The organism is uncultured Candidatus Thioglobus sp., assembly GCF_963981275.1.
Lineage (GTDB): Bacteria > Pseudomonadota > Gammaproteobacteria > PS1 > Pseudothioglobaceae > Thioglobus_A.
In genome coordinates, this window is record NZ_CAXCCZ010000001.1 from 1 (window position 1) to 22415 (window position 22415).

20 protein-coding genes are annotated in these 22415 nt (G+C 39.3%); 18 read left to right on the forward strand and 2 right to left on the reverse strand.

Translation table 11 applies throughout. The features are described 5' to 3' along the window. The 5 genes from ABNR88_RS00005 to ABNR88_RS00025 form a co-directional block, all read left to right on the forward strand. Positions 1–473: extracellular solute-binding protein (locus tag ABNR88_RS00005; RefSeq protein WP_348669711.1), on the forward strand; the 473-nt coding region annotated here is incomplete at its 5' end. An 89-nt stretch (positions 474–562) separates the two neighbouring features. Next, on the forward strand, positions 563–2170 hold the full coding sequence (locus tag ABNR88_RS00010) for an iron ABC transporter permease (RefSeq protein WP_291925294.1): 1608 nt from the start codon (positions 563–565) through the stop codon (positions 2168–2170). Positions 2171–2212: 42 nt separating this feature from the next. Next, the gene (argJ, locus tag ABNR88_RS00015; RefSeq protein ID WP_291925297.1) at positions 2213–3397 is read left to right on the forward strand and encodes a bifunctional glutamate N-acetyltransferase/amino-acid acetyltransferase ArgJ; all 1185 of its coding nucleotides are present in this window, start codon (positions 2213–2215) and stop codon (positions 3395–3397) included. Next, positions 3394–4245, forward strand: a complete 852-nt coding sequence (gene purU / locus ABNR88_RS00020) for a formyltetrahydrofolate deformylase (RefSeq protein ID WP_291925299.1) — start codon at positions 3394–3396, stop codon at positions 4243–4245. Before argJ ends, purU begins: the two co-directional genes overlap by 4 nt. Before the next feature lie 54 nt (positions 4246–4299). Then, positions 4300–5058 (forward strand): sulfite exporter TauE/SafE family protein, encoded by a 759-nt coding sequence (locus ABNR88_RS00025; RefSeq protein WP_291925301.1) that lies wholly within the window; start codon positions 4300–4302, stop codon positions 5056–5058. Here ABNR88_RS00025 and ABNR88_RS00030 read toward each other — a convergent pair. Continuing rightward, positions 5055–5933, reverse strand: coding sequence for a LysR family transcriptional regulator (locus tag ABNR88_RS00030; protein ID WP_291925304.1), 879 nt, complete (start codon positions 5931–5933; stop codon positions 5055–5057). The genes ABNR88_RS00025 and ABNR88_RS00030 overlap by 4 nt on opposite strands. A 92-nt stretch (positions 5934–6025) precedes the next feature. On the opposite strand from ABNR88_RS00030, the gene ABNR88_RS00035 reads away from it, so the two are divergent. The 4 genes from ABNR88_RS00035 to ABNR88_RS00050 all read left to right on the forward strand — a co-directional run bounded on the left by ABNR88_RS00035 (position 6026) and on the right by ABNR88_RS00050 (position 11038). Next, the gene (locus ABNR88_RS00035) at positions 6026–7408 is read left to right on the forward strand and encodes a ribulose-bisphosphate carboxylase (protein WP_291925307.1); all 1383 of its coding nucleotides are present in this window, start codon (positions 6026–6028) and stop codon (positions 7406–7408) included. A 161-nt stretch (positions 7409–7569) separates the two neighbouring features. Then, positions 7570–8379: a CbbQ/NirQ/NorQ/GpvN family protein gene (locus tag ABNR88_RS00040; protein WP_291925310.1), complete on the forward strand. Its 810-nt coding sequence runs from the start codon at positions 7570–7572 to the stop codon at positions 8377–8379. 13 nt (positions 8380–8392) lie between these two features. Beyond that, positions 8393–10630 (forward strand): VWA domain-containing protein, encoded by a 2238-nt coding sequence (locus ABNR88_RS00045; RefSeq protein WP_348669714.1) that lies wholly within the window; start codon positions 8393–8395, stop codon positions 10628–10630. A 6-nt stretch (positions 10631–10636) separates the two neighbouring features. Next, a complete protein-coding gene (locus ABNR88_RS00050; RefSeq protein WP_291925316.1) occupies positions 10637–11038 on the forward strand; it encodes a hypothetical protein in 402 nt (133 codons plus the stop codon). A gap of 3 nt (positions 11039–11041) precedes the next feature. On the opposite strand, the gene mog is transcribed toward ABNR88_RS00050, so the two are convergent. Continuing rightward, positions 11042–11572 carry a molybdopterin adenylyltransferase gene (mog, locus tag ABNR88_RS00055; protein WP_291925319.1) on the reverse strand — a complete coding sequence of 177 codons (531 nt, stop codon included), beginning with the start codon at positions 11570–11572 and terminating at the stop codon, positions 11042–11044. A 206-nt stretch (positions 11573–11778) separates the two neighbouring features. Between mog and ABNR88_RS00060 the strand changes: the two genes are divergently transcribed. The 9 genes from ABNR88_RS00060 (at position 11779) to ABNR88_RS00100 (ending at position 22229) form a co-directional block, all read left to right on the forward strand. After that, on the forward strand, positions 11779–13056 hold the full coding sequence (locus tag ABNR88_RS00060; RefSeq protein ID WP_348669716.1) for a nitrate/nitrite transporter: 1278 nt from the start codon (positions 11779–11781) through the stop codon (positions 13054–13056). Positions 13057–13091: 35 nt separating this feature from the next. Beyond that, positions 13092–14705, forward strand: a complete 1614-nt coding sequence (locus tag ABNR88_RS00065; protein WP_291925325.1) for an antiporter — start codon at positions 13092–13094, stop codon at positions 14703–14705. 188 nt (positions 14706–14893) lie between these two features. Continuing rightward, positions 14894–18637: a nitrate reductase subunit alpha gene (locus tag ABNR88_RS00070; RefSeq protein WP_291925327.1), complete on the forward strand. Its 3744-nt coding sequence runs from the start codon at positions 14894–14896 to the stop codon at positions 18635–18637. Between the two features lie 20 nt (positions 18638–18657). Beyond that, positions 18658–20208 (forward strand): nitrate reductase subunit beta, encoded by a 1551-nt coding sequence (gene narH, locus ABNR88_RS00075; protein WP_291925330.1) that lies wholly within the window; start codon positions 18658–18660, stop codon positions 20206–20208. 11 nt (positions 20209–20219) lie between these two features. Further along, entirely contained in the window at positions 20220–20735 is a 516-nt protein-coding gene (narJ, locus tag ABNR88_RS00080) for a nitrate reductase molybdenum cofactor assembly chaperone (protein ID WP_291925332.1), read from the forward strand. An 11-nt stretch (positions 20736–20746) separates the two neighbouring features. Continuing rightward, positions 20747–21442 carry a respiratory nitrate reductase subunit gamma gene (narI, locus tag ABNR88_RS00085; protein WP_291925335.1) on the forward strand — a complete coding sequence of 232 codons (696 nt, stop codon included), beginning with the start codon at positions 20747–20749 and terminating at the stop codon, positions 21440–21442. An 11-nt stretch (positions 21443–21453) separates the two neighbouring features. Then, a complete protein-coding gene (locus tag ABNR88_RS00090) occupies positions 21454–21639 on the forward strand; it encodes a hypothetical protein (RefSeq protein WP_291925338.1) in 186 nt (61 codons plus the stop codon). Positions 21640–21699: 60 nt separating this feature from the next. Then, entirely contained in the window at positions 21700–22032 is a 333-nt protein-coding gene (locus ABNR88_RS00095; protein ID WP_348669720.1) for a TusE/DsrC/DsvC family sulfur relay protein, read from the forward strand. 68 nt (positions 22033–22100) lie between these two features. Beyond that, positions 22101–22229: a hypothetical protein gene (locus ABNR88_RS00100; RefSeq protein ID WP_291925342.1), complete on the forward strand. Its 129-nt coding sequence runs from the start codon at positions 22101–22103 to the stop codon at positions 22227–22229. The last annotated feature ends 186 nt before the right edge of the window (positions 22230–22415 follow it).

Below are 22415 nucleotides of genomic sequence, written 5' to 3' on the forward strand. Positions count from 1 at the left end.
GCGAAGATAAAGCAGGTGATATTATTAGTGGCTGGGTAAATAATTTAGCAGCAACGCCAAATGCTAAAGATTCACATGTGATGAATGCTATTTTGTCAGGTCAATGTGATGTGGGCTTGGTTAACACGTATTACTTTGGCCGTCTGATTGAGAAAAATCCAACAGCACCATTGAAACTATTTTGGGCTAATCAAGATACTACAGGTGTTCATGTCAATGTGTCTGGTGCTGGCGTGACTAAGCATGCATCTAATGCAAAAGGTGCAACTCAGTTGTTAGAGTGGTTGTCTTCAGCTAAGGCACAAGCTATTTATGGTTCGCTTAATAAGGAGTATCCAGCTAATCAAAATATTGCTTCTGATGATGTAGTGTCAGCTTGGGGATCATTTAAACAAGACAGTATGAATTTATCTCAAGCGGGTATATTACAAGCTGATGCGGTAAAACTGATGCAAATACAGGGTTATAGATAAGTTTAAATTTACTTAAGTCAAAACCCAAGGCTTGTTAAAGTCTTGGGTTTTGTTGTTTTAAAACATTAAACATTTATTAGGAAAATAGTTTGGAAAAAAATTGCTTTAAATCGAAGATATGGATAAGCATTGTTGCCTTGCTAGTGGCGATGCCAATCTTTGTGGTGGCTTTTTCTTGGGTAATGCCTGAGCATGAACTGTGGGCGCATTTCTCTGAAAATATTCTATCTAGCTTAATAGGTTCAACACTTATCTTATTATTGGGTGTGGGTATTGGTGTCACACTGTTAGGTACTGTATTAGCCTATTTGGTAGTGATGGTTGAGTTTCCTGGTAGAAGGTGGCTGGAGTGGGCGTTATTTTTACCTTTTGCCATTCCCGCTTATGTTATAGCTTTTGTGTATTTGGGTGTATTTGATTATTCAGGATATGCCCAAGTTTGGATGCGTGAAGTCTTAGGCTTGCCAGGGTTTGATATTAGGGCGGGTTCGTGGGCAATTATTCTTACCTTTGTATTGGTGTTTTATCCTTATGTATATATGATGACGCGCGCCTCTTTTAAGCGTCAAAAGGTCAACATGATTGAGGCGGGAAAGCTATTAGGTGCTAGCCCACTACGTGTATTTTTTAAAGTTTCACTGCCATTGGCACGCCCAGCAGCGGCAGCAGGACTATTGGTAACTTTAATGGAAACTTTAGCTGATTTTGGTGTGGTGAGTTTATTTAACTACGATACCTTTACTACAGCCATTTATTCTGCTTGGGGGGATTTTAGATCCATTGAGGTGGCAGCTCAGTTGGCCTCATTATTAGTACTAGTAGCATTTTTCTTGATTTATTTTGAGAAGAGGGCTCGCGGCCAAGCTAAATACTATTCAGCTGATGTAACCAATAAAAAACCGTATCATGCAAAAGGCTTTACAGCTTGGTTAATAAGTTTATTTGTATTTGGCATATTCATGCTTTCTTTCGCGATGCCAATGTTGCAGTTGATGATTTGGAGCTACTCATCAGTAGCCGATGAGTGGAGCGCTAAATATATTGATTTAATAACTTCCACTTCGATACTGACCATTACTGCAGTATCAGTCACTGTAGTGCTTGCAATTATCCTGGCTTTGCCAGGTAGATGTAAGCAGGATAGTATATGGCTTAAAAGTATTATTCGACTAGCAACACTTGGATATGCCTTACCTGGCTCGGTGATGGCAGTGGGTTTGTTATATGGTATTAATCAAATATCGGTTGTTAGTATTTATTTTGGTGGTGAAGGTGTCAATCATATTATTTACGGTTCAATAGTGCTACTACTATTTGCTTATGTATCACGTTTTATGGCCATTGCTTATAGTTCAATTGAGGCTAGTGCACAGCAAATTAAACCTGTATTTACTCAAACTGCACGGTTATTAGGTGCATCCAGAATTCGACTTATTTGGCAAGTTTATTTGCCAATGATGACACCAGGTATTCTGGCGGGTGGTTTATTGGTAGCGGTAGATGTTATGAAAGAGTTACCAGCAACTTATCTGTTGCGTCCTTTTGGCTGGGATACCTTGGCGATTCAAACTTATGAGCTAAGTGCTGAAGGTTTGTTTGAGCGCGCTGCAGTTCCGGCTCTAATTATGGTGGTATTTGGTGCACTACTAATGAGTGTTTTTCAGACCTTAGATAAAAAATCGTCCAGAACAACTTAAGTCAGTAAAATACCTGTAATTATTAAGGATTTTATTTTTACAATGGCCAATACATTATTAAATATTAAAGGGGTTACTTGTGCAGCAATTAATGCTGGCATTAAGAATAATGACGCACTAGATTTGTCAGTTATATTGCTGGCGCCTAACAGCGAAACGGCTGGCGTATTTACTCAAAATGTATTTTGCGCCGCGCCGGTATTGGTGGCTAAAAATCACTTAGAAAACGCGCCTTTAGCCCTGCTTATTAATAGTGGCAATGCCAATGCAGGAACCGGCTCCCAAGGGTTGGAAAATACACTAAAAACTTGCAATATTTTAGCCGCAGAGTTAAACATCAAATCTGAACAAGTATTGCCTTTTTCAACGGGTGTAATCGGCCAACAATTAGAAGTTTCAAAATTTGAAACAGGCATTCCAAGTGTAGTATCTCAGCTATCTGCTGATGCAATTGGACAAGTTGCAAAAGGAATTTTAACCACTGATTTGGTTGAAAAAACCATTTCAAAGCAGTTTGATATCAATGGTGAGACTGTTACTATTACCGGCATCGCCAAAGGCTCCGGCATGATTCGTCCTAATATGGCCACCATGCTCAGTTTTGTTTTTACTGATATTAAAGCTACTCAAGATCAATTACAATCTTGCTTGAACACAGCCACCAATCAATCGTTTAATCGTATCACTGTTGATGGTGACACCTCTACAAATGACGCTTGTACTTTAAGTGCTACTGGCATGAGTGGTGTTGATATTTCTGATTGTACGAGTGAATTTCAGCAAGCACTAAATACGGTTACAAAAACACTGGCGCATAAGATTATTAAAGATGGCGAAGGGGCTACTAAGTTTGTAGAAGTTTGTGTTAAGGGTGGTTCAAATACGCAGGATTGTTTAGAGGTAGCTTATACCGTTGCGCACTCGCCACTGGTTAAAACTGCGCTATTTGCAAGTGATGCAAATTGGGGTCGGATTTTGGCGGCAGTAGGGCGTGCTAATATTGCCAATCTTAATATTGAAGATATTAATATTTATTTAAATAAGGTGAGTATTGTTAAGTCTGGTGAGCCTGATGCGAACTACACTGAACAAGCGGGTAGTGCTGAGATGGTCAAAGAAAATATTGTAATTACCATCGAGATCGGTATAAGCGATGCGCAAGAAAGCGTATGGACTACTGATTTTTCTTATGATTATGTCAAAATTAATGCGGAGTACAGGACATGAGTGTTTATCGATTATTAATTTCTTGCCCTGATACTCATGGATTGGTAGCAGTTGTTAGCCAGTTTATTCTTGAATATAACGGTAATATTAAAGAAGCGCATCATCATTTGGATGAGCAAAATCAGCATTTCTTTATGCGCATTGAGATCGAGTCAGATTCTATTTCTTGTTCTTTAGATGAATTTAAAGATGCTTTTTCTACTCTAGCAGAGCGGTGTAATATGGTTTGGCAATTAAGTGATGCCACTCAGCTTAAGCGTATATTAATTATGGGATCAAATGCGTCACACTGTGTAGCAGATCTTTTGCACCGTGGACATGAAGATGAGCTTGAAGGTGATATTGTTGGTGTTTTGTCTAACCATGATAAATTGTCAAAACTAGCCAGCTGGTATGATGTGGCCTTTAAAAAAGTTAGTATTAATCAGGATACTAAAGTGGCTGACATGAAAAAAATGATGCAAGTAGTTGAAGGCTTTAATCCAGATGTAATTGTACTTGCGCGCTATATGCAAATTATTCCTGAGGAAATGTGCGCAGAATATAGTGGCAAAATTATCAATATCCATCATTCATTTTTACCTTCGTTTGTTGGCGCCAATCCATATGCGCGTGCTGCTGAGCGCGGAGTTAAATTAATTGGCGCCACTTGTCATTACGTAACCGCCAATTTGGATGAGGGGCCTATTATTGAGCAAGATGTGGTGCGAGTTGATCATGGCGACAGTGCAGATGATATGAAAAAGATGGGTCAAGATGTTGAAAAAATAACTCTTGCCAAAGGTTTAAAATATCATTTAGAAGATCGCGTATTAACCTGTAACAACAAAACCATTGTTTTCTCATAGAAAATTTGACTTAGGTCAATCAATTTAATAGCACCATCCGTAAAATAAGCCCACATGGAAGTTGCTTATTACATTGAATATTTATTGCCACTATTATTTTTTATAGTGGCATTTGTGTATTCTTCAGTTGGTATGGGCGGTGGCTCATCTTATACGGCAATTATGGTTATTGCCAGCATGTCAAGTCTGGCAATTCCCATAATCTCTTTATCGCTTAACTTATTTGTAACCACTATCGGTAGTTACAATTATTTGCGTAATAAACATGGAAAGCTACGTATTATTTTGCCGTTTTTGCTCTCAGCAATTCCATTTGCTTATGTTGGTGGTGCGCTCCAACTGCCTAAAGAAATGTTTCTGTGGATATTATTAGCATCGCTGATTTTGGTTGCGATGCGAATTTATTTTTGGAAGGATACTGGCTTCAGGTGGCAATTAAATCGCCAAAGGAAGATTGTTATCTCTTTGTTTTTAGGTTCAATCTTAGGACTTATAGCCGGAATTGTGGGTATTGGCGGCGGCGTGTATTTAGTGCCTTTGATTATTATGTTAAACCTGGGTACACAAAAAGAAGCAGCAGCAGCAGGTACTGTTTTTGTCTGGGTAGTGTCTTTGTCTGGCTTAGTATCACGTTTACAATATAACTCGATTAACTTATTAGAATATACACCACTAATTATTGCGGTAATGATAGGTGGTTTTTTAGGCTCTTACATGGGTTCGTTTAAATTCAGCCCAAAAACTATGGAGAAGACACTCGGTATTATTATTATTATGGCAATTGTGTTATTGATTAAAAAAATAATCGTTTAACTGTTATCGACAATAAACTTTTTGAACCGTGCAGCAATAGGAGAGAGTTTACTTTTTGAGTTGTGTACAACGTACCAATGGCGAGTAATCGGAAATTTATCAATACTGAGCTGTTTAATAACATTATTATCAAGCTCTAATTTAACAGTGTGCTTGGACACAAATCCAATTCCTAATCCAGCTTGAACAGCCTGAATAATGGCTTCATTAGAATTAATTTCAATATCTGAGTTAAGTTGCATGCCAATAATGCGCTCAATGGTAATGCGTGTACCTGATCCTTGTTCTCGAGTAATGAGTGTTTCATTAGTAAGATCTTTAATGGTGTTGCTCTGATTGTTAAGTAATGGGTGTTCTGGATGGGCAATAGCAATTAGAGGGTTCTCCATAAAAGGCTGAGTAACGAGTGGCATATCTGTTGGAGGTTCACCCATAATAATTAAATCTGCTTCACTATTATCAAGTTTTTCTAGTAGTGATTCGCGGTTAGTCACTTCTAAATAAAAAGACATTCTGGGATATTGTTTTTTAAATTTTGCCAAAATATGGCTAACAAATGAGTTGGTAGTGGTGGCAACAGCAATTTGTAAGTGACCCGCCTCAGGGTCAAGTGTTTGCTCAATGTCTGCCTTGCTTTGCTCCAATTTATCAATTACCTCAAGGCTAGTTTGATAAAACTTCTGTCCAATAAAGGTTGGCGTGATAGTTTTTCCTTGAATGTTGACCAATTCTGAGCCCAGGTTTTCTTGCAATTGTTTGACTTGCATATAAACAGCGGGCTGGGTGATGTGTAATTCTTTACTGGCCTTGGTAAAGCTCTTAAGTCGGATGACAGCTTCAAAGCTATAGAGTTGCTTAAGTGTGTAATTAATCATAAGTAAAAGTTATTATTTACTAAATAAATATTATTTTACATTATACAAAGTTTTACATATAATAGGTGTTTTTTAATAGATAGGAGTCCACAATGGATCAATCGAATAGATATGCTGATTTGTCATTAGACGAAGATACGCTAATCGCAGAAGGCGGCCATATTTTGGTTACGTACACCATGCACCCAATGCCTGGTTTCTTTGGTTACTTAGAAACTGCTGCTCACTTTGCAGCTGAGTCTTCAACGGGTACAAATGTAGAAGTTTGCACAACAGATGATTTTACTAAAGATCTAGACGCAATGGTATACGAAATTGATGAAGCTAAAGGCATCATGAAGATCGCATACCCATGTGGCTTATTTGACCGTAACGTAATTGACGGTCGTGCAATGGTTGTATCTTTCTTAACACTTGCTATTGGTAACAATCAAGGTATGGGTGACGTTAAAGACGCACAAATGATTGACTTCCATGTTCCTAAGCAAATGCTTGACATTTTTGATGGTCCATCTATGGATATCACAGACCTTTGGAACTTATTAGGCCGTGACCGTGAAAATGGTGGTTACATTGCTGGTACTATTATTAAGCCTAAGTTAGGTTTACGTCCTAAGCCTTTTGCTGAAGCTGCATACCAGTTCTGGTTAGGTGGCGATTTCATCAAGAATGATGAGCCTCAAGGTAACCAAGTTTATGCTCGCATGAAGGATGTTACTCCTTTAGTTGCTGACGCGATGAAGCGTGCACAAGACGAAACTGGCGAAGCTAAAATTTTCTCTGCAAATATTACAGCTGACGATCATCATGAAATGATTGCTCGTGGCGAATACATCTTGGAAGCATTTGGTGAAAATGCTAACCACGTTGCATTCCTAGTTGACGGTTATGTTGGTGGTTGTGGTATGGTTACTACAGCACGTCGTAACTTCCCTGGTCAATACTTACATTACCATAGAGCTGGCCATGGTGCGATTACGTCTCCATCTTCAGTTCGTGGTTACACTGCATTTGTTCTTGCTAAGCTTTCTCGCCTTATGGGTGCGTCTGGTATCCACGTGGGTACAATGGGCTTCGGTAAGATGGAAGGTGGTGCAGATGATAGACATATTGCATACATGATTGAGCAAGATAGTGCTCAAGGTCCAGTTTATCACCAAGAGTGGTTTGGTATGAAGCCAACTACACCGATTATTTCTGGTGGTATGAACGCTCTACGTCTTCCAGGTTTCTTCGAGAACCTAGGTCACGGTAATGTAATCAACACTTCTGGTGGTGGTTCTTATGGTCATATTGACTCTCCTGCAGCGGGCGCTAAGTCATTACGTCAAGCGTACGATTGTTGGATGGCTAAAGCTGATCCGATTGAGTTTGCCAAAGATCATAATGAGTTTGCTCGTGCATTCGAGTCATTCCCAGGTGATGCTGATTCTCTATACCCAGGTTGGAGAGATCAGTTAGGTGTTCACAAGTAAATCTTGTAGCACTTAGCTAAGAAAAGCCTCTGCTTCATGTAGAGGCTTTTTTTTCTAAGGAACTCTTAGCTAAATAAGAACAACTGTTTATATTTAGCTAAGCGTTTCAAACTATACAAACCATAGCGTTTAGCATGGTTAACATTAATAAGGATAGAACTATGTCAGATTTCGATATCAATCAATTTAAAATTGAATCAGAGCCATTTTACGAAGCACAATCAAATGAAGCGCAGCTTTATACTGCCGCTTACAATGCAAGATTGCCAGTGATGGTTAAAGGTCCAACTGGTTGTGGTAAATCTCGTTTTATTGAGCACATGGCGCATAAATTAGACAAGCCTATTATTACTGTTTCTTGTAATGAAGATATTACCGCCTCTGACTTAATTGGTCGTTATTTACTTGATGCCAATGGTACTCGTTGGGTTGATGGCCCGTTAACATTGGCAGCGCGTCACGGCGCTATTTGTTATTTGGACGAAATTGTTGAAGCGCGTCAAGACACAATGGTGGTTATTCATTCATTAACGGATCATCGTCGTGAGCTAATGCTGGATAAGAAAGGTGAGCTGGTTAAGGCGCATCCTGATTTCCAATTAGTTATTTCATACAATCCTGGCTATCAGTCACTGATGAAAGATCTTAAGCAATCAACCAAGCAGCGTTTTACTGGTATGGATTTTGACTATGCTTCAGCTGAATTGGAAGCGTCAATCGTTGCTAAAGAATCAGGTGTGGATGCCGATATGGCGGCAAATTTAGTTAAACTTGCACAAGCAACACGTAATTTAGTAGGCCACGGACTAGACGAAGGCGCATCAACGCGCCTACTTAACTATGCAGGCACATTGATTGCTGCAGGCGTTGAAGTTAAAGATGCTTGTCATATGGCGTTAGTATGTCCAATTACAGATGATGCTGAGGTTCGTACAACTATGAGTGGTGCGATTGACGCAATTTTTGGTTAGATAGGTAGCTATCATGACTGAAGAAGTTCAGCACAAGCCTCTAGATTGCGCCTTTGAATCGGTACAAGATGTTTTTGCATTAAATATTGATCAGGCAGTTGAGCACTTGACAGTAGATAGTCTTGATGAATATTATCAAGGCGCAGAGTTTTTGTCAAAAATTGGCCAAGGCGATAAGCTTTCAATTGCATTTTTAAAAACAATGCCATGGGTCGGAGAGCACTTTGGCGATGGTAGTATTAAAAAAATTACCGACTTTACATACAATAAAATCTGTCGAACGCCAAATAAACCTGCCGTTGAAATATTTTTAAATAGCTTTATTATTGTCGTAGATCATATTAACAAAGATCAGCTTGATGAGTATTTGGCATTAATTGAATACCACCTATCTAAAACAACATTTTCAATTCATGGTATTCACGATACACACCCATCTCCATCATTAATTGCTTTACTAGGTAATATTAATTTATTATTAGAACAGCTTGATTTTAAAGGGATTTATGAGTGGATTGATTATGGACTTAGATATTTTAAAGACCATCCAGAGCGTCAGCAGGAATTCTTTACACTAACCACCCCAGATTCAAAGGCGGTATTTCAACGACAAAGAAAAGGATTGTTGTTTAGTGATATAGAGCGTCCTATTAATTTATTTCAAAGGGCACTTTGGAAAACGGATTACATGTATGCGCCATACTCTCCGGATTTTGAGAAATTGGAGCACTTTAGTCCTTATATAGAAGATGAAATTATTCGTCTGCCTGATATTTATAGCGATCTAAACGGTGTTAATGGTTGTAGGCGTTATATGGCTTTGGTTGCTCACTTGGTTGCACATCAACAATTTACCACTAAAATTGTGGCCGATAACGCCTCTCCACAGCAGCGTTTTTTTGCCGAAGTATTTGAAGATGCGCGAGTAGAATATTTAGCTATAAAGCAATATCCAGGCCTGAAAAAATTGTGGTTAAGCCTAATTCCTATTGTTAATGAATTTGACTGCGACAATACAAATCAGTCTTGCTTGAGACACCGAGCAATTATGTTAACTCGCGCCTTGCTTGATGATGAGCATCCTTATAAAAATAAAGTAATTCTAGATTATGTAGATAAGTTTAAAACGCTAATGGGGGCTGGTGAATCATCTACTTCTGATAGTTTAACCCTTGGTTTGGGTTATTTAATAAAAACTAGAGGCCCTTCAGATGCGTTGGCAAAAGTATATTTTGAGGGTACAGAAGTTACTTATCGTGATGATAATCGATCAATGTGGGTGTTTATTGAAGAATTTGATGAGGATGATGAAATTTTTCAGCATGAAACTACACCAGATGATGAAGAAGTTGAAACCATTCCTCCACATTATTACGATGAGTGGGATTATGCATATGAATCATATAAGCCTGATTGGGCTGCAGTTTATGAAAGATTACACACGCATACGGATGCATCGAAAATTGATCGAATTTTAGACAAGCACTCAGCCTTGGTGAAACAGCTTAAAAAAGTGCTGGATTTATTAAAGCCTCAAAATAAAAAACGTGTTCGTTATCAGGAAGAAGGGGCTGAGCTAGATTTGGATATTGCTCTTCGTAGTGTTATTGATATTAAAAATGGTTCACAGCCTGATACTCGAATTAATATAGATTTTGAGCATGACTCTCGTAGCGTTTCAGTATTATTGTTATTGGACTTATCGCAATCTCTTAACGAGGTAGTGGGCTCATCTGGGCGGACTATTTTAGAACTCTCTCAAGAGGCGGTGTCATTGCTAGCTTGGGCAGTGGAGCAACTCGGTGATAATTTTGCCATTGCTGGGTTTAATTCTGACACTCGTCAGAAGGTTATGTATTACCACATCAAAGGTTATAGTGAAAGTTGGGATGATACGGTTAAATCTCGATTGGCCGATCTCAAGGCGGAATTTTCAACACGCATGGGTGCAGCAATCAGACATGGTGCGCATTATTTAGACTTGCAACAAAGTGACAAAAAACTCATGTTAATCCTAACAGACGGTGAGCCAGCTGATATTGATATACATGATCCTAAGGCGCTGATTCAAGATACACATAAAGCGGTACAAGAAGTCCAGCAAAAAGGTATGTACCCATACTGCATTAGTCTGGATAAAAGAGCAGATGAATATATTGCCGATATTTTTGGATCGCACTATTCGGTGATTGACCGTATTGAATCGCTGCCAAAAGAATTGCCTCAATTATTTTTATCATTAACCAAATAACAAAAAATGTTTACAAATATCGTTACTGCCAGAATTGATTTTGACTATCAGGGTCAGCACCATGAGTTAAAAACTGTTATTGATATTGATCACATTGTTATTCAAGAAGACTTTTTTAACTTAGTCTATATGTCAATTGCTAAAGCTAATAATATTGACATGTATTCGTATCAGTTAGAAGTGATGCTAGACCAAAGTATTATTTTTTATAATGAAAAAGGTTGTGTCAAGGGCTGTATTGAAAATGGCAAGTTGGACTTGGAGCGGTTAAAGCAGCAATATCAAGTAGCTGAATGCATTCCTAAGGTTGAGTTAATTATGAACCAACACATCCCTAAAGATCAGCATAATGAGTCGGTTACTAAGGCACTGACTGCTGCTTACCTACTAGGAAAAAGTGACGATTAATCTTTATTCAAACTCTTGTTCAACAAAATCTAAATTAATTTGAATATTAGAGTTATCTAAAAGCTCTAAACATTTTGGCACGGCTAAAAATACTGCGCCTAGACATACCGCAATAGCAGCCGGCTTTCCTGGTAAGTTGATAATTAAACTCGAACCTCTTGTTCCTGCCGTTTGGCGCGACAAAATAGCGGTGGGCACTGTGCGTAATGACACGGTGCGCATTTGCTCAGCAAAGCCATCAAAGATTCTCTCACACACAGCATGAGTCGCCTCGGGGGTGACATCACGTGTGGTTGGTCCTGTGCCACCAGTAGTTAAAATAAGGTTGCAGTTTCTATTATCGGCAAAGTCAATCATGGTTTGCTCAATTAATAACTGCTCATCTTCAATAATGATACTTTCTACTTCATAAGGAGATAGTATTGCGCTTTCAATCCACTCTTGCATTGCAGGGCCGCCAATATCCTCGTATTCTCCACGTGCTGCACGATCTGAAATAGTAATAAAGCCGACTGTAATTTTTGTATTGTTCATCTTTTTTAAATTTTATTGGAATTTTTTCTTGATTTTACCTAGCTAATTATTGATAAAAATTGTCAGATTAATAATTCTAGTGTTTTCTTGACCTGGGTTAAGAAAACTAAAAATACCTTAACTTATTGATCCAGGTCAAGGTTTATAAGTTTGTTAAAGGCAAAATCACTACAAAAGTATTTTAAGATTTAGAAAAAGGAGAAGTGATGGGTTTATCAATGATCAAAAGCCATACTGCACAAGCTAATTCAGTTTTGGCAGCAAATACTATTGCCTTTACGGCTTGTTTCGCAGTTTGGGTTATGTTCTCAATTATTGGTATTCCTATTAAGGAGTTACTTGAATTATCCGAGACTCAATTTGGCTTACTGGTAGCAACTCCAATTCTAACAGGATCTATCTTTAGATTGCCAGTGGGCATGTTGACTGACAGAGTTGGTGGACGTATTGTATATATGGTGCTAATGTTAGCCATGATTATCCCTTTGTGGTTTATTGGTAGCGCAACTGAGTATTGGCAGTTTTTAGTGTTAGGGTTGTTTGTTGGTATTGCGGGTGCGTCATTTTCAGTGGGTATTGCTTATACAGCTAAATGGTTTGATAAAGAGCATCAAGGTTTTGCTATGGGTATTTTTGGTGCGGGTAATGCGGGTGCGGCACTTACTAAATTTATTGCACCTTCATTGGTTGTTGCTTACGGTTGGCAGGTAGTGCCTAAGGTTTATGCCGTTGCTATGCTGGTTATTATTATTACCTATTGGATGTTTACTTATGAGGATCCTGCTCACCATACTGCTAAAAATGTCAGTGTTAAGGATCAGTTGAAGGCATTGAATGATCCTAAACTTTGGAAGTACATGCAGTACTACTCTTTGGTATTTGGTGGCTTTGTTGCCTTATCTCTATGGATGACAAAATACTATATCAATGAATATGGATTTGATTTAAAAACCGCGGCACTCTTGGCTGCAATTTTTGTACTGCCTTCAGGTGTGATTCGTGCACTTGGCGGCTGGTTTTCAGATAAATATGGTGCTTATAAAGTAACGTGGTGGGTAATGTGGGTTTCGCTGGTTTGCTTATTTTTTATGTCTTATCCGCAAACTTCATTGGTGATCAAAACAACAACTGGTGATGCATTATTTGACCTAAGTTTGAATGTCTGGGTGTTTACCGCCTTGTTATTTGTTTTAGGTATTGCCTGGGGATTTGGTAAGGCTTCAGTGTTTAAGTTTTTGTCAGATGAGTACCCAAATAATATTGGCGTGGTATCTGGCATTGTTGGATTAGCAGGTGGTTTGGGTGGATTCTTGTTACCAATTATGTTTGGTGTGTTAATTGATTACACGCATGTTAATTCAGTCATCTTTATGTTGTTGTACGGTGCAACAGCCGTATCACTAATTTGGATGCATTTTACTTTTGGTAAATATAAAAGAACTGACAACACTAAACAGGCGCACGCAAGCGTGTCGACTAAATAATAATTTTAATCAATTTTTAATAAGAGGAGCTTGAAATGGCTAAAGATATAAAAAGCTGGAATCCGGATGATTCATCCGAGTGGGAAAGCACAGGTAAGGCAATAGCTAACCGCAACTTGTGGATTTCTATCCCAAGTTTGTTGGCTGGTTTCGCCACATGGTTAATGTGGGGAATTATTACCGTACAAATGATGAACACCGGCTATGGCGGTTTTGATAAGTCACAGTTATTTACCTTGGCAGCAATTGCTGGTTTATCGGGCGCAACACTACGCATCCCATCAACCTTTTTTATTCGCCTAGCAGGTGGTAGAAATACCATTTGGCTAACAACAACGCTATTGATTTTGCCTGCCCTAGGATTGGGTATTGCACTATCATCGCCTGATACGCCTTTCTGGCACTTTCAAATCTTAGCGCTATTATCTGGTTTTGGTGGTGGTAACTTTGCCTCTTCAATGTCAAATATCTCTTTCTTCTTCCCGAAGAAAATTCAGGGTTATTCATTAGGTATGAATGCAGGTTTGGGTAACTTTGGTGTTACTACGATGCAGATTGTCATTCCTTTAGTGATGACAATGGCAGTCATGGGTAATCCTACAGAGTTGCAGATTGCTTCAGGCACATTAATCGGAAAAATCCCAGCGGGAACAGACACTTACCTTCAGAATGCGGGTTATGTTTGGTTAATTATCTTAATTCCATTATCGCTGGCATCATGGTTGGGCATGAATAATATTACCGAAGATCATGTATCGCCTAATATTGGCTCTACTATGGGTGCATTTATTAAGATTATTGTTATGCTAATCTTAGGTTTGTCAACTGCTGCATTTGGTTTATGGTTGATGCTACCAGAGGTTGCTTCTGGTTCAGGCTTGATGATTAGTAAATGGGTTGCACTACCAATTGTTATCTCATTGACAGTATTGTTACTTAAGTTGTTGCCACTTGGTAGTGACTATAAAGAAGGTATTAATCGTCAGTATAAGATTTTTGGCAACAAACACACTTGGGCAATGACAATTATCTACACCATGACATTTGGTTCTTTTATTGGTTACGCCGCTACACTAGCCTTATCAATTAAAGTAATCTTTGGTTTCCAGCATATTATGGTTGATGGCATTATGACTCATGATACGATCAATCCAAATGGCCCTTCGGCGTTAACGTATGCTTGGATGGGTGCGTTTGTTGGTGCATTGATTCGACCAGTTGGTGGCATGATTGCAGACAAGATGGGTGGTGCCAAGGTAACACAAATTATTTCTGCAGTTATGGTGGCTTCAGCATTGGGTGTGGCTTACTTTATGAAGCAGGCTTATGCAAGCGCAACGCCAGAAGAGTTCTTTTATCCATTCTTAATTTTATTTGTGGTGTTGTTTGCAATGACAGGTATCGGTAATGGCTCAACCTTTAGAACGATTTCACAAGTATTTAACAAAGAGCAGGCTGGTCCAGTTTTAGGTTGGACATCTGCGGTAGCGGCTTATGGCGCGTTCATCATTCCAAAAGTATTTGGTGAGCAAATCAAGCTAACAACCCCTGAAAACGCATTGTATGGTTTTGCGGTGTTCTACGCTGTATGTATGGTGATTAATTGGTGGTTCTACTTACGTAAGAACGCTGAATTTCATAATCCATAGGCAGTTAACAATAAGAGGGGTGGTTAATAGCCACCCCTCTTTATTAAAGATAATTGTTATAGTTATTTTTAATAAAGAGTTTAATTTTGTTGACCTTGGTCAATGTTTGAATAGTGAATATGAGCAAAATTAATCCTTACAGAAGAGCTTTTAAATTAACAAAGAAGAGATAAAAAAAGGAGAAAAATATGAGTCATTTTTTGGATAGACTTAAATATCTTAGTCGTACAAAATCAACCTTTTCTAAGGGGCATGGCATTGTTACGGGTGAGGATCGAGCATGGGAGGATACTTACCGTAATCGCTGGCGTCATGACAAGGTAGTTCGCTCTACACATGGTGTTAACTGTACGGGTGGTTGTTCGTGGCAAATTTTTGTAAAAAATGGCTTGGTATCTTATGAGATGCAGCAAACTGATTATCCGCGTACTCGTGAAGATCTTCCAAATCATGAGCCTCGTGGTTGTCAGCGTGGCGCTTCTTTTTCTTGGTACTTATACTCTCCGCACCGTATTAAATATCCACTTATTCGTGGCCGTCTACTAGATTTATATCGCAGTGAAAAAGCCAGCGGAAAAGATCCGGTTGAGGCATGGGAAGCGATCCAAGCTGATAAAGCCAAGCGTGATTCTTACGTTGGTGTACGTGGCCTAGGTGGTTTTGTTCGCTCAACTTGGGAAGAGGTTGTCGAAATGACTGCTGCTGCCAATGTTTACACTATTAAAAAATATGGCCCTGACCGTATTTATGGCTTCTCTCCAATTCCTGCCATGAGTATGATTTCATACGCAGCAGGATCACGATACTTATCAATGATTGGTGCAGGTGTGGGTTCGTTCTACGACTGGTACTGTGACTTACCACCTGCTTCTCCACAGGTTTGGGGTGAGCAAACAGACGTGCCTGAGTCAGCGGATTGGTATAACTCTAAATATATTATTATTTGTGGTGCAAACCTACCAATGACACGTACACCAGATGCGCACTTTATGACTGAGTCGCGTTATAACGGTACGAAAATTATTTCAATGGCGCCAGATTATGCAGAATACGTTAAATTTGCAGATTTATGGATGCCAGTACAGCAAGGTACAGATGCAGCGGCCTTTATGGCTATGGGTCATGTGGCACTTAAAGAGTTCCATGTAGACAAGCAAGATCCTTACTTTGCTGAATATGCAAGAAGCTTTACTGACTTCCCAATGCAAGTTATTTTAGAAGAGGTAGATGGTAAGACGGTAACTGGTCGATTCCTTCGAGCTTCTGACTTTGATAAGAATATGGGTGAAGATAACAACCCTGAGTGGAAGACTGTTGTATTCGACTCTAAATCAAACACCTTTGTTTCTCCAAATGGATCGATTGGTTACCGTTGGGGTGAAGAAGGAAAATGGAATATTTTAGAGCAGGCTGCAGGCAAGGATATTGTGCAAGAGCTTAGCTGTATTGATAATTCTGATGCTGTTGTAGATGTAACTTTCCCACACTTTAATCCTGAAGAGGGCGATTCTTTAGTTCGTAAGATCCCAGCACGCAAGCTAACACTTGTTGATGGTAAAGAAGTTTTGGTGACATCAGTTTGTGATTTGCAAATTGCACAGTACGGTATTGATCGTGGCTTAGGTGATAATCTAGCAACATCTTATGATGATGAAACAGTTCCTTACACACCAGCATGGGCTGCCAAAATTACTGGCGTACCAGCAGCTGATTTAGAAAAAACAGGTCGTGAATTTGCTGACAACGCTTCTAAGACCCGTGGCAAGTCAATGGTTATTCTGGGTGCCGCAATTAACCATTGGTACCACAATGATATGAACTATCGCGGTATTATGAACCTACTACACATGTGTGGTTGTGTGGGTCAATCAGGCGGTGGTTGGGCTCACTATGTAGGGCAAGAAAAATTACGCCCTCAAGCGGGTTGGGCGCCAATTGCCTTTGGACTAGATTGGCAGCGTCCACCACGTCACATGGCGTCAACAACTTACTGGTATTTCCATACAGATCAATGGCGCTACGAGCGTGTTGAGGCAGATGATTTATTAGCCTCAACAGCGAAAGCTAAGTATCGCGGCAATCAGTTAGCTGATTACAACGTTGCAGCGCAACGTATGGGTTGGACGCCATCGATTCCTCAATTTGATCAAAACCCGATTGAGCTGGCTAAAGAAGCTGAAGATGCAGGCGCTACTGATGAAGCGGCAGTATCTGATTATGTTGCTAATAAACTGAAAAGTGGCGATCTTAACTTTGCTTATGAAGATATTGATGCAGAAGATAACTTCCCGCGTAACTTATTCGTATGGCGTGCCAACTTAATTGGTTCATCGTCTAAAGGACATGAGTACTTCTTGAAACATCTACTTGGTGCACAAAATGGTGTATTAAGTGAAGGTACAGAAGGCGAGGCTTGCAAGGAAATTAAATGGCATGAAAAATCTCCAGTAGGAAAGCTTGATCTAATGGTTGATATTAACTTCCGCCTAAATTCAACAGGTGCTTATTCTGACATTGTATTGCCAACAGCAACATGGTATGAAAAAGCTGACCTTAATACAACAGATATGCATCCATTTATTCATCCATTGGGTAAAGCGGTTGACCCTGCTTGGGAAGCTAAGTCTGATTGGCAGATTTTTAAGACGATTGCCAAGAAGTTCTCAGAGCTTTCTGAAAAGCACTTGGGCACCGTTAAGGATGTAGTTTCACTACCGATGCAACACGATACGCCAATGGCAATGGCACAGCCATTTGGTGAGGTTAAAGATTGGAAGAAGGGTGAGTGTGATCTTATCCCTGGTAAGACGGCACCAATCTTTAAAGTAGTTGAAAGAGACTACCCAAGTACTTATGCCAAATATATTGCACTAGGCCCTCTCATGAAGAAGATTGGTAACAATATTAAGGGTATTGATTGGAATACAGATCATGAAGTAGATGAGCTTGCAGTGTTAAACGGTACCATTAAAGAAGAAGGTGTTTCTAAAGGTATGCCATCACTTGCTGAAGACATTCATGTGTGTGATGCAGTAATGCGCATGGCACCTGAAACCAACGGTGAGGTTGCGCATAAATCATGGTCTGGTCAGTCTAAGAAAACTGGTATTGATCACTCACACCTGTACAGAGGTCGTCGCGATGAGAAAATTACTTACCGTGACATTGTTTCACAACCACGTAAGATTATTACCGCACCTACATGGTCGGGTATTGAGTCTGAAGAAGTGAGTTATAACGCTTGTTACACCAACTTGCATGAGCATATCCCTTTAAGAACGCTAACGGGTAGAGCTCAGTTCTACCAAGATCACGAATGGATGTTAGACTTTGGTGAAGGGTTCTGTGCTTACAAACCTGCAATAGATTTAAAGGCGCATAATAACTTACCAGACACGGTGAAAAATAAGCCACACTTAATACTTAACTGGATTACTCCACACTCCAAGTGGGGTATCCACTCAACCTATCAAGATAACTTGAGAATGTTAACTTTATTCCGTGGCGGTCCATATTTCTGGATCTCTGAGGAAGATGCAAAATCAATTGGTCTTGAGGATAACGATTGGGTTGAAGCGGTTAATGATAACGGTGCAACAACAGCAAGAGTTGTGGTTTCTCAAAGAGTGCCAAATGGTATGGCATTGATGTATCACGCTCAAGAAAAAAATGTGAATGTTATTGGTTCTCCAACTACAGGAAAACGTGGCGGTATTTTGAATGCGGTAACCAGAACCGTACCTAAGCCAACGCATATGATTGGTGGTTATGCACAGTTGTCTTACTCATTTAACTATTACGGCACAGTGGGATCAAATCGTGATGAGTATGTTATTGTTCATAAGATTGAAGATCAAGATGTGGATTGGCTAGAAAGGCCGTTAACCCCTGAAAGGGAGGCTCAAAAGAACCCTCCAGGCATTAACAATTAATAGGACTAGGAGAAGAAGAGATGAAAATAAGAGCACAAATTTCAATGGTACTGAACCTAGACAAATGTATTGGTTGTCACACTTGTTCGGTAACTTGTAAAAATATTTGGACTAACCGAAAGGGTGTTGAATACGCCTGGTTTAACAATGTTGAATCTAAGCCTGGTATTGGCTTTCCTAAAAATTGGGAAGATCAAACTAAATGGAAAGGTGGCTGGAAAGTTGTTAAGGGTAAGTTAGAGTTAAACGCAGGTGGACGCATGAGCAAGCTCATGAATATATTTGCTAATCCTGACATGCCTGAGATTGATGATTACTACGAGCCGTTTGATTATAAATATCATAAGCTTCAATCATCACCTTTGTCAGAAGCAACACCAACAGCACGCCCTGTATCGCAGATTACTGGTAAGGATATGGATAAGATTGAGTGGGGTCCAAACTGGGAAGATGATCTTGCTGGTGAGTTTGAAAAGCGATCTAAAGATGTTAACTTTAAAAATGTTGATAAAGAGATGTACAAAGATTTTGAGAATACATTCCATATGTATCTTCCTCGTCTGTGTAATCATTGTCTTAATCCGGCGTGTGCAGCTTCGTGCCCATCTGGCGCTATCTATAAGCGTGAAGAGGATGGCATTGTATTAGTTGATCAAGATAAGTGTCGTGGTTGGAGAATGTGTGTAACAGGCTGTCCATATAAGAAAGTTTATTATAACTGGGAATCAGGAAAATCTGAAAAGTGTATTGGTTGTTACCCACGTATTGAATCTGGCTTGCCAATGGCTTGTGCAGAGTCGTGTGTTGGCCGAATCCGTTATGTTGGCGTTATGCTTTATGATGCAGACAAAATCGGTGGCACAGCAGCAACGCCAAATGAGACAGACTTATATCAAGAGCATTTAGATGTATTCATGGATCCTAATGATCCTGAAGTTATCAAACAAGCTTTGGCAGATGGTGTACCTCAGTCATGGATTGATGCAGCTCAGAAATCACCAGTTTACAAAATGGTGATGGATTGGAAGATTGCCTTCCCAATTCACCCTGAATACAGAACCTTGCCAATGATGTGGTATGTACCCCCATTGTCTCCGGTTCAAAGTCAAATCGATAAAGGTAATGTTGAAACGTCAAATGGCATTATTCCAACCGTTGATGCAATGAGATTCCCAGCTAAGTATTTGGCAAATATGTTTACCGCAGGTGATGAAAAACCTATTATGGGTTCAATGAGTAAGCTGTTAGCAATGCGAGCTCATCAGCGCTTCAAAGCAGTTGATGGCACAGACGGCAAGGAAGTGTTAGCTGATGCTGGTTTGAGTGTTGAGCAAGCAGAAGAAATGTATCAGATGCTTGGTATTGCAAACTATGAAGATCGTTTTGTTATTCCAACATCTCATGAAGAAATGCGTCATGAAGATCCGTATGGATTCCAAGGTCAGAATGGTTTCTCAGGTGGTAATGCTAGTTCTCATGGTCCAGATGGTGGCACAGGATTTAGCTTGTTCCCATCAACACGTAAGAAGTCATTTATTCCAGTAGAAAATATGCCTAGGCATAAAGGTTAAGGAGAATTAACATGCAAATATTTAAGGTTTTATCAAAACTAATTGATTACCCAGATAAAGAGTTAATGGAGAATCTAGATTCAGTTATTGAATTTGTTAAAGATTCGTCAGAAATTGATGACAGTGAAAAGACAGCCATTATGGAGTTTATCTCTTGGATGGGTGTGCACACAGCAACTGGCATGCAACAAACCTATGTTGAAACATTTGACATGGTGCCAGAGCATGATCTACATCTAACGCACCATATTTTTGGTGACGACAATAGTCGTGGACCTGCTTTGATTGATTTATCTGAGCACTATAAAGGCGAAGGTTTGGAAGTGAATGATGGTGAAATTCCAGACTTCCTGCCTTTAATTTTAGAATATGTATCAACCCTAAGTGAGATGGAGTCACGTGTATTTTTGGGCGATGCCAAGAAAGTGATTAAAGTGATAGCGGACAATTTAGATGAGGCGGAAAGTCCTTATTCAAAATTGATTAGAATTATTGAAAAGCGCAGCTATTTAGCTGAAGCAGCATAAGGAGAAATGACATGAGTTTAGACAACTTTTTATTTGGAGTTTATCCATATATTGCCGGCGTGGTTTTTATTCTAGGCAGTTGGATTCGTTTTGATCGAGAGCAATATACCTGGAAAGCTGATTCATCGCAGTTGTTAGGCAACAAAGGCATGGTGTTAGCAAGTAATTTGTTCCATGTGGGTATTTTGGGAATTTTCTTCGGACATGCAGCAGGTATGTTGTTGCCACATAGCTGGTGGCAGTTAGTAGCAACTGATGTTCAGCATCAGTATATAGCTATTTATGCAGGCATGGTGTTTGGTGGCATGGCAGCGATTGGTGCGGCGCTACTTTTCTATCGTCGCATGACAAATGATAGAGTTAAGGCGGTGAGCCGTTTTCGAGATAATTTTGTGATTTTTTGGCTATTGGCGACAGCAATGTTAGGTCTAAATACAATCTTTGGCTCACTACATCATGCTGAATCTGGAGATGTATCAACTATGTTAGTTCTGGCTGAATATGTTAAGAGTATTGCTACATTGAGTGTTGACCCAACATTACTAACAGGCGTTTCACATACCTATAAGTTGCATATGTTATTTGGTATGACACTGTTCTTGATATTTCCATTTACACGTTTAGTGCATGTTTGGTCTGTTCCGTTAACTTATCTCATGCGCCCATATCAAATTGTTAGAAGAAAGAATATTAAGACACACCTATAGGAGGATTGTAAATGCTTTATTTTGAAAGTGTCAAGAAGATGGAAATTATGGGTGTGAATGATAATTACATTCAAGGTTGGGTTGCAGGCTATTTGCACAATCCAGAAATAGAGGAACAAAGAATAACTGCAGAATATGAGGCTGGCTACAAGGATGGCAAAGATAAGATTGACACTAATTTTGAAAATTTTTGCTAGTCATAATTGATCTGAAAGTGGTTATATACTTTTAGTAAAAAAGGAGTTTAAATTAAGATGATGATTAATAATCGAGACATAGAATTAGACCCGGAAGGCTACCTGATTCATCCTGAAGACTGGGATCATGACGTGGCTAATGAGCTTGCTAATTCTGAAAATATCGAGCTAGCAGATGACTACTGGACGGTATTTGATTTTATGCGCAAGTTCTATGATGAAAATGGCGTTGCGCCTGATGTGCGTCATACAACAAAGCAAATGGTTGTTGATTTTGGTGTTGACAAAAAAGCTGCAAAAGCAAAATTGTTTACCATGTTCCCATACGGCTATGTCAAGCAGGCTTGCAAAGTTTCGGGTATGAAGCGCCCAAGAGGCTGGAGTACTGGGTAATCTTTTCAACCATGAAATTATTTTTGTTTAAATTTTCTTGGGCGTTCTTTTGGTTGTTTTTTGGGCTAATGATCGCTCAATCTAGTCAAATATTTGAGCCGGTTTGGATTGCACTAATTATGTTATTAACGCTGTTAGTGGCAGATGCTCTAAAGTTGACTGTTAGAAAAATTAAGGCCCATCTTATTAGCACTTAAAAAAGTAATAATAAGTTAGTAAATTACATGTTTCTCTCCCTGATTTTTGCAAGAGGGTATTGAACCCACCTTCTTCAAGTATGTAGTTTGCTAACTTATTGTTATTTATTTCCAACCAGCACTATTTAATCTAGCTTGATAAAATCAAATCTATTGCGGCTATCCAAGCACAATAAAATCTAAAAA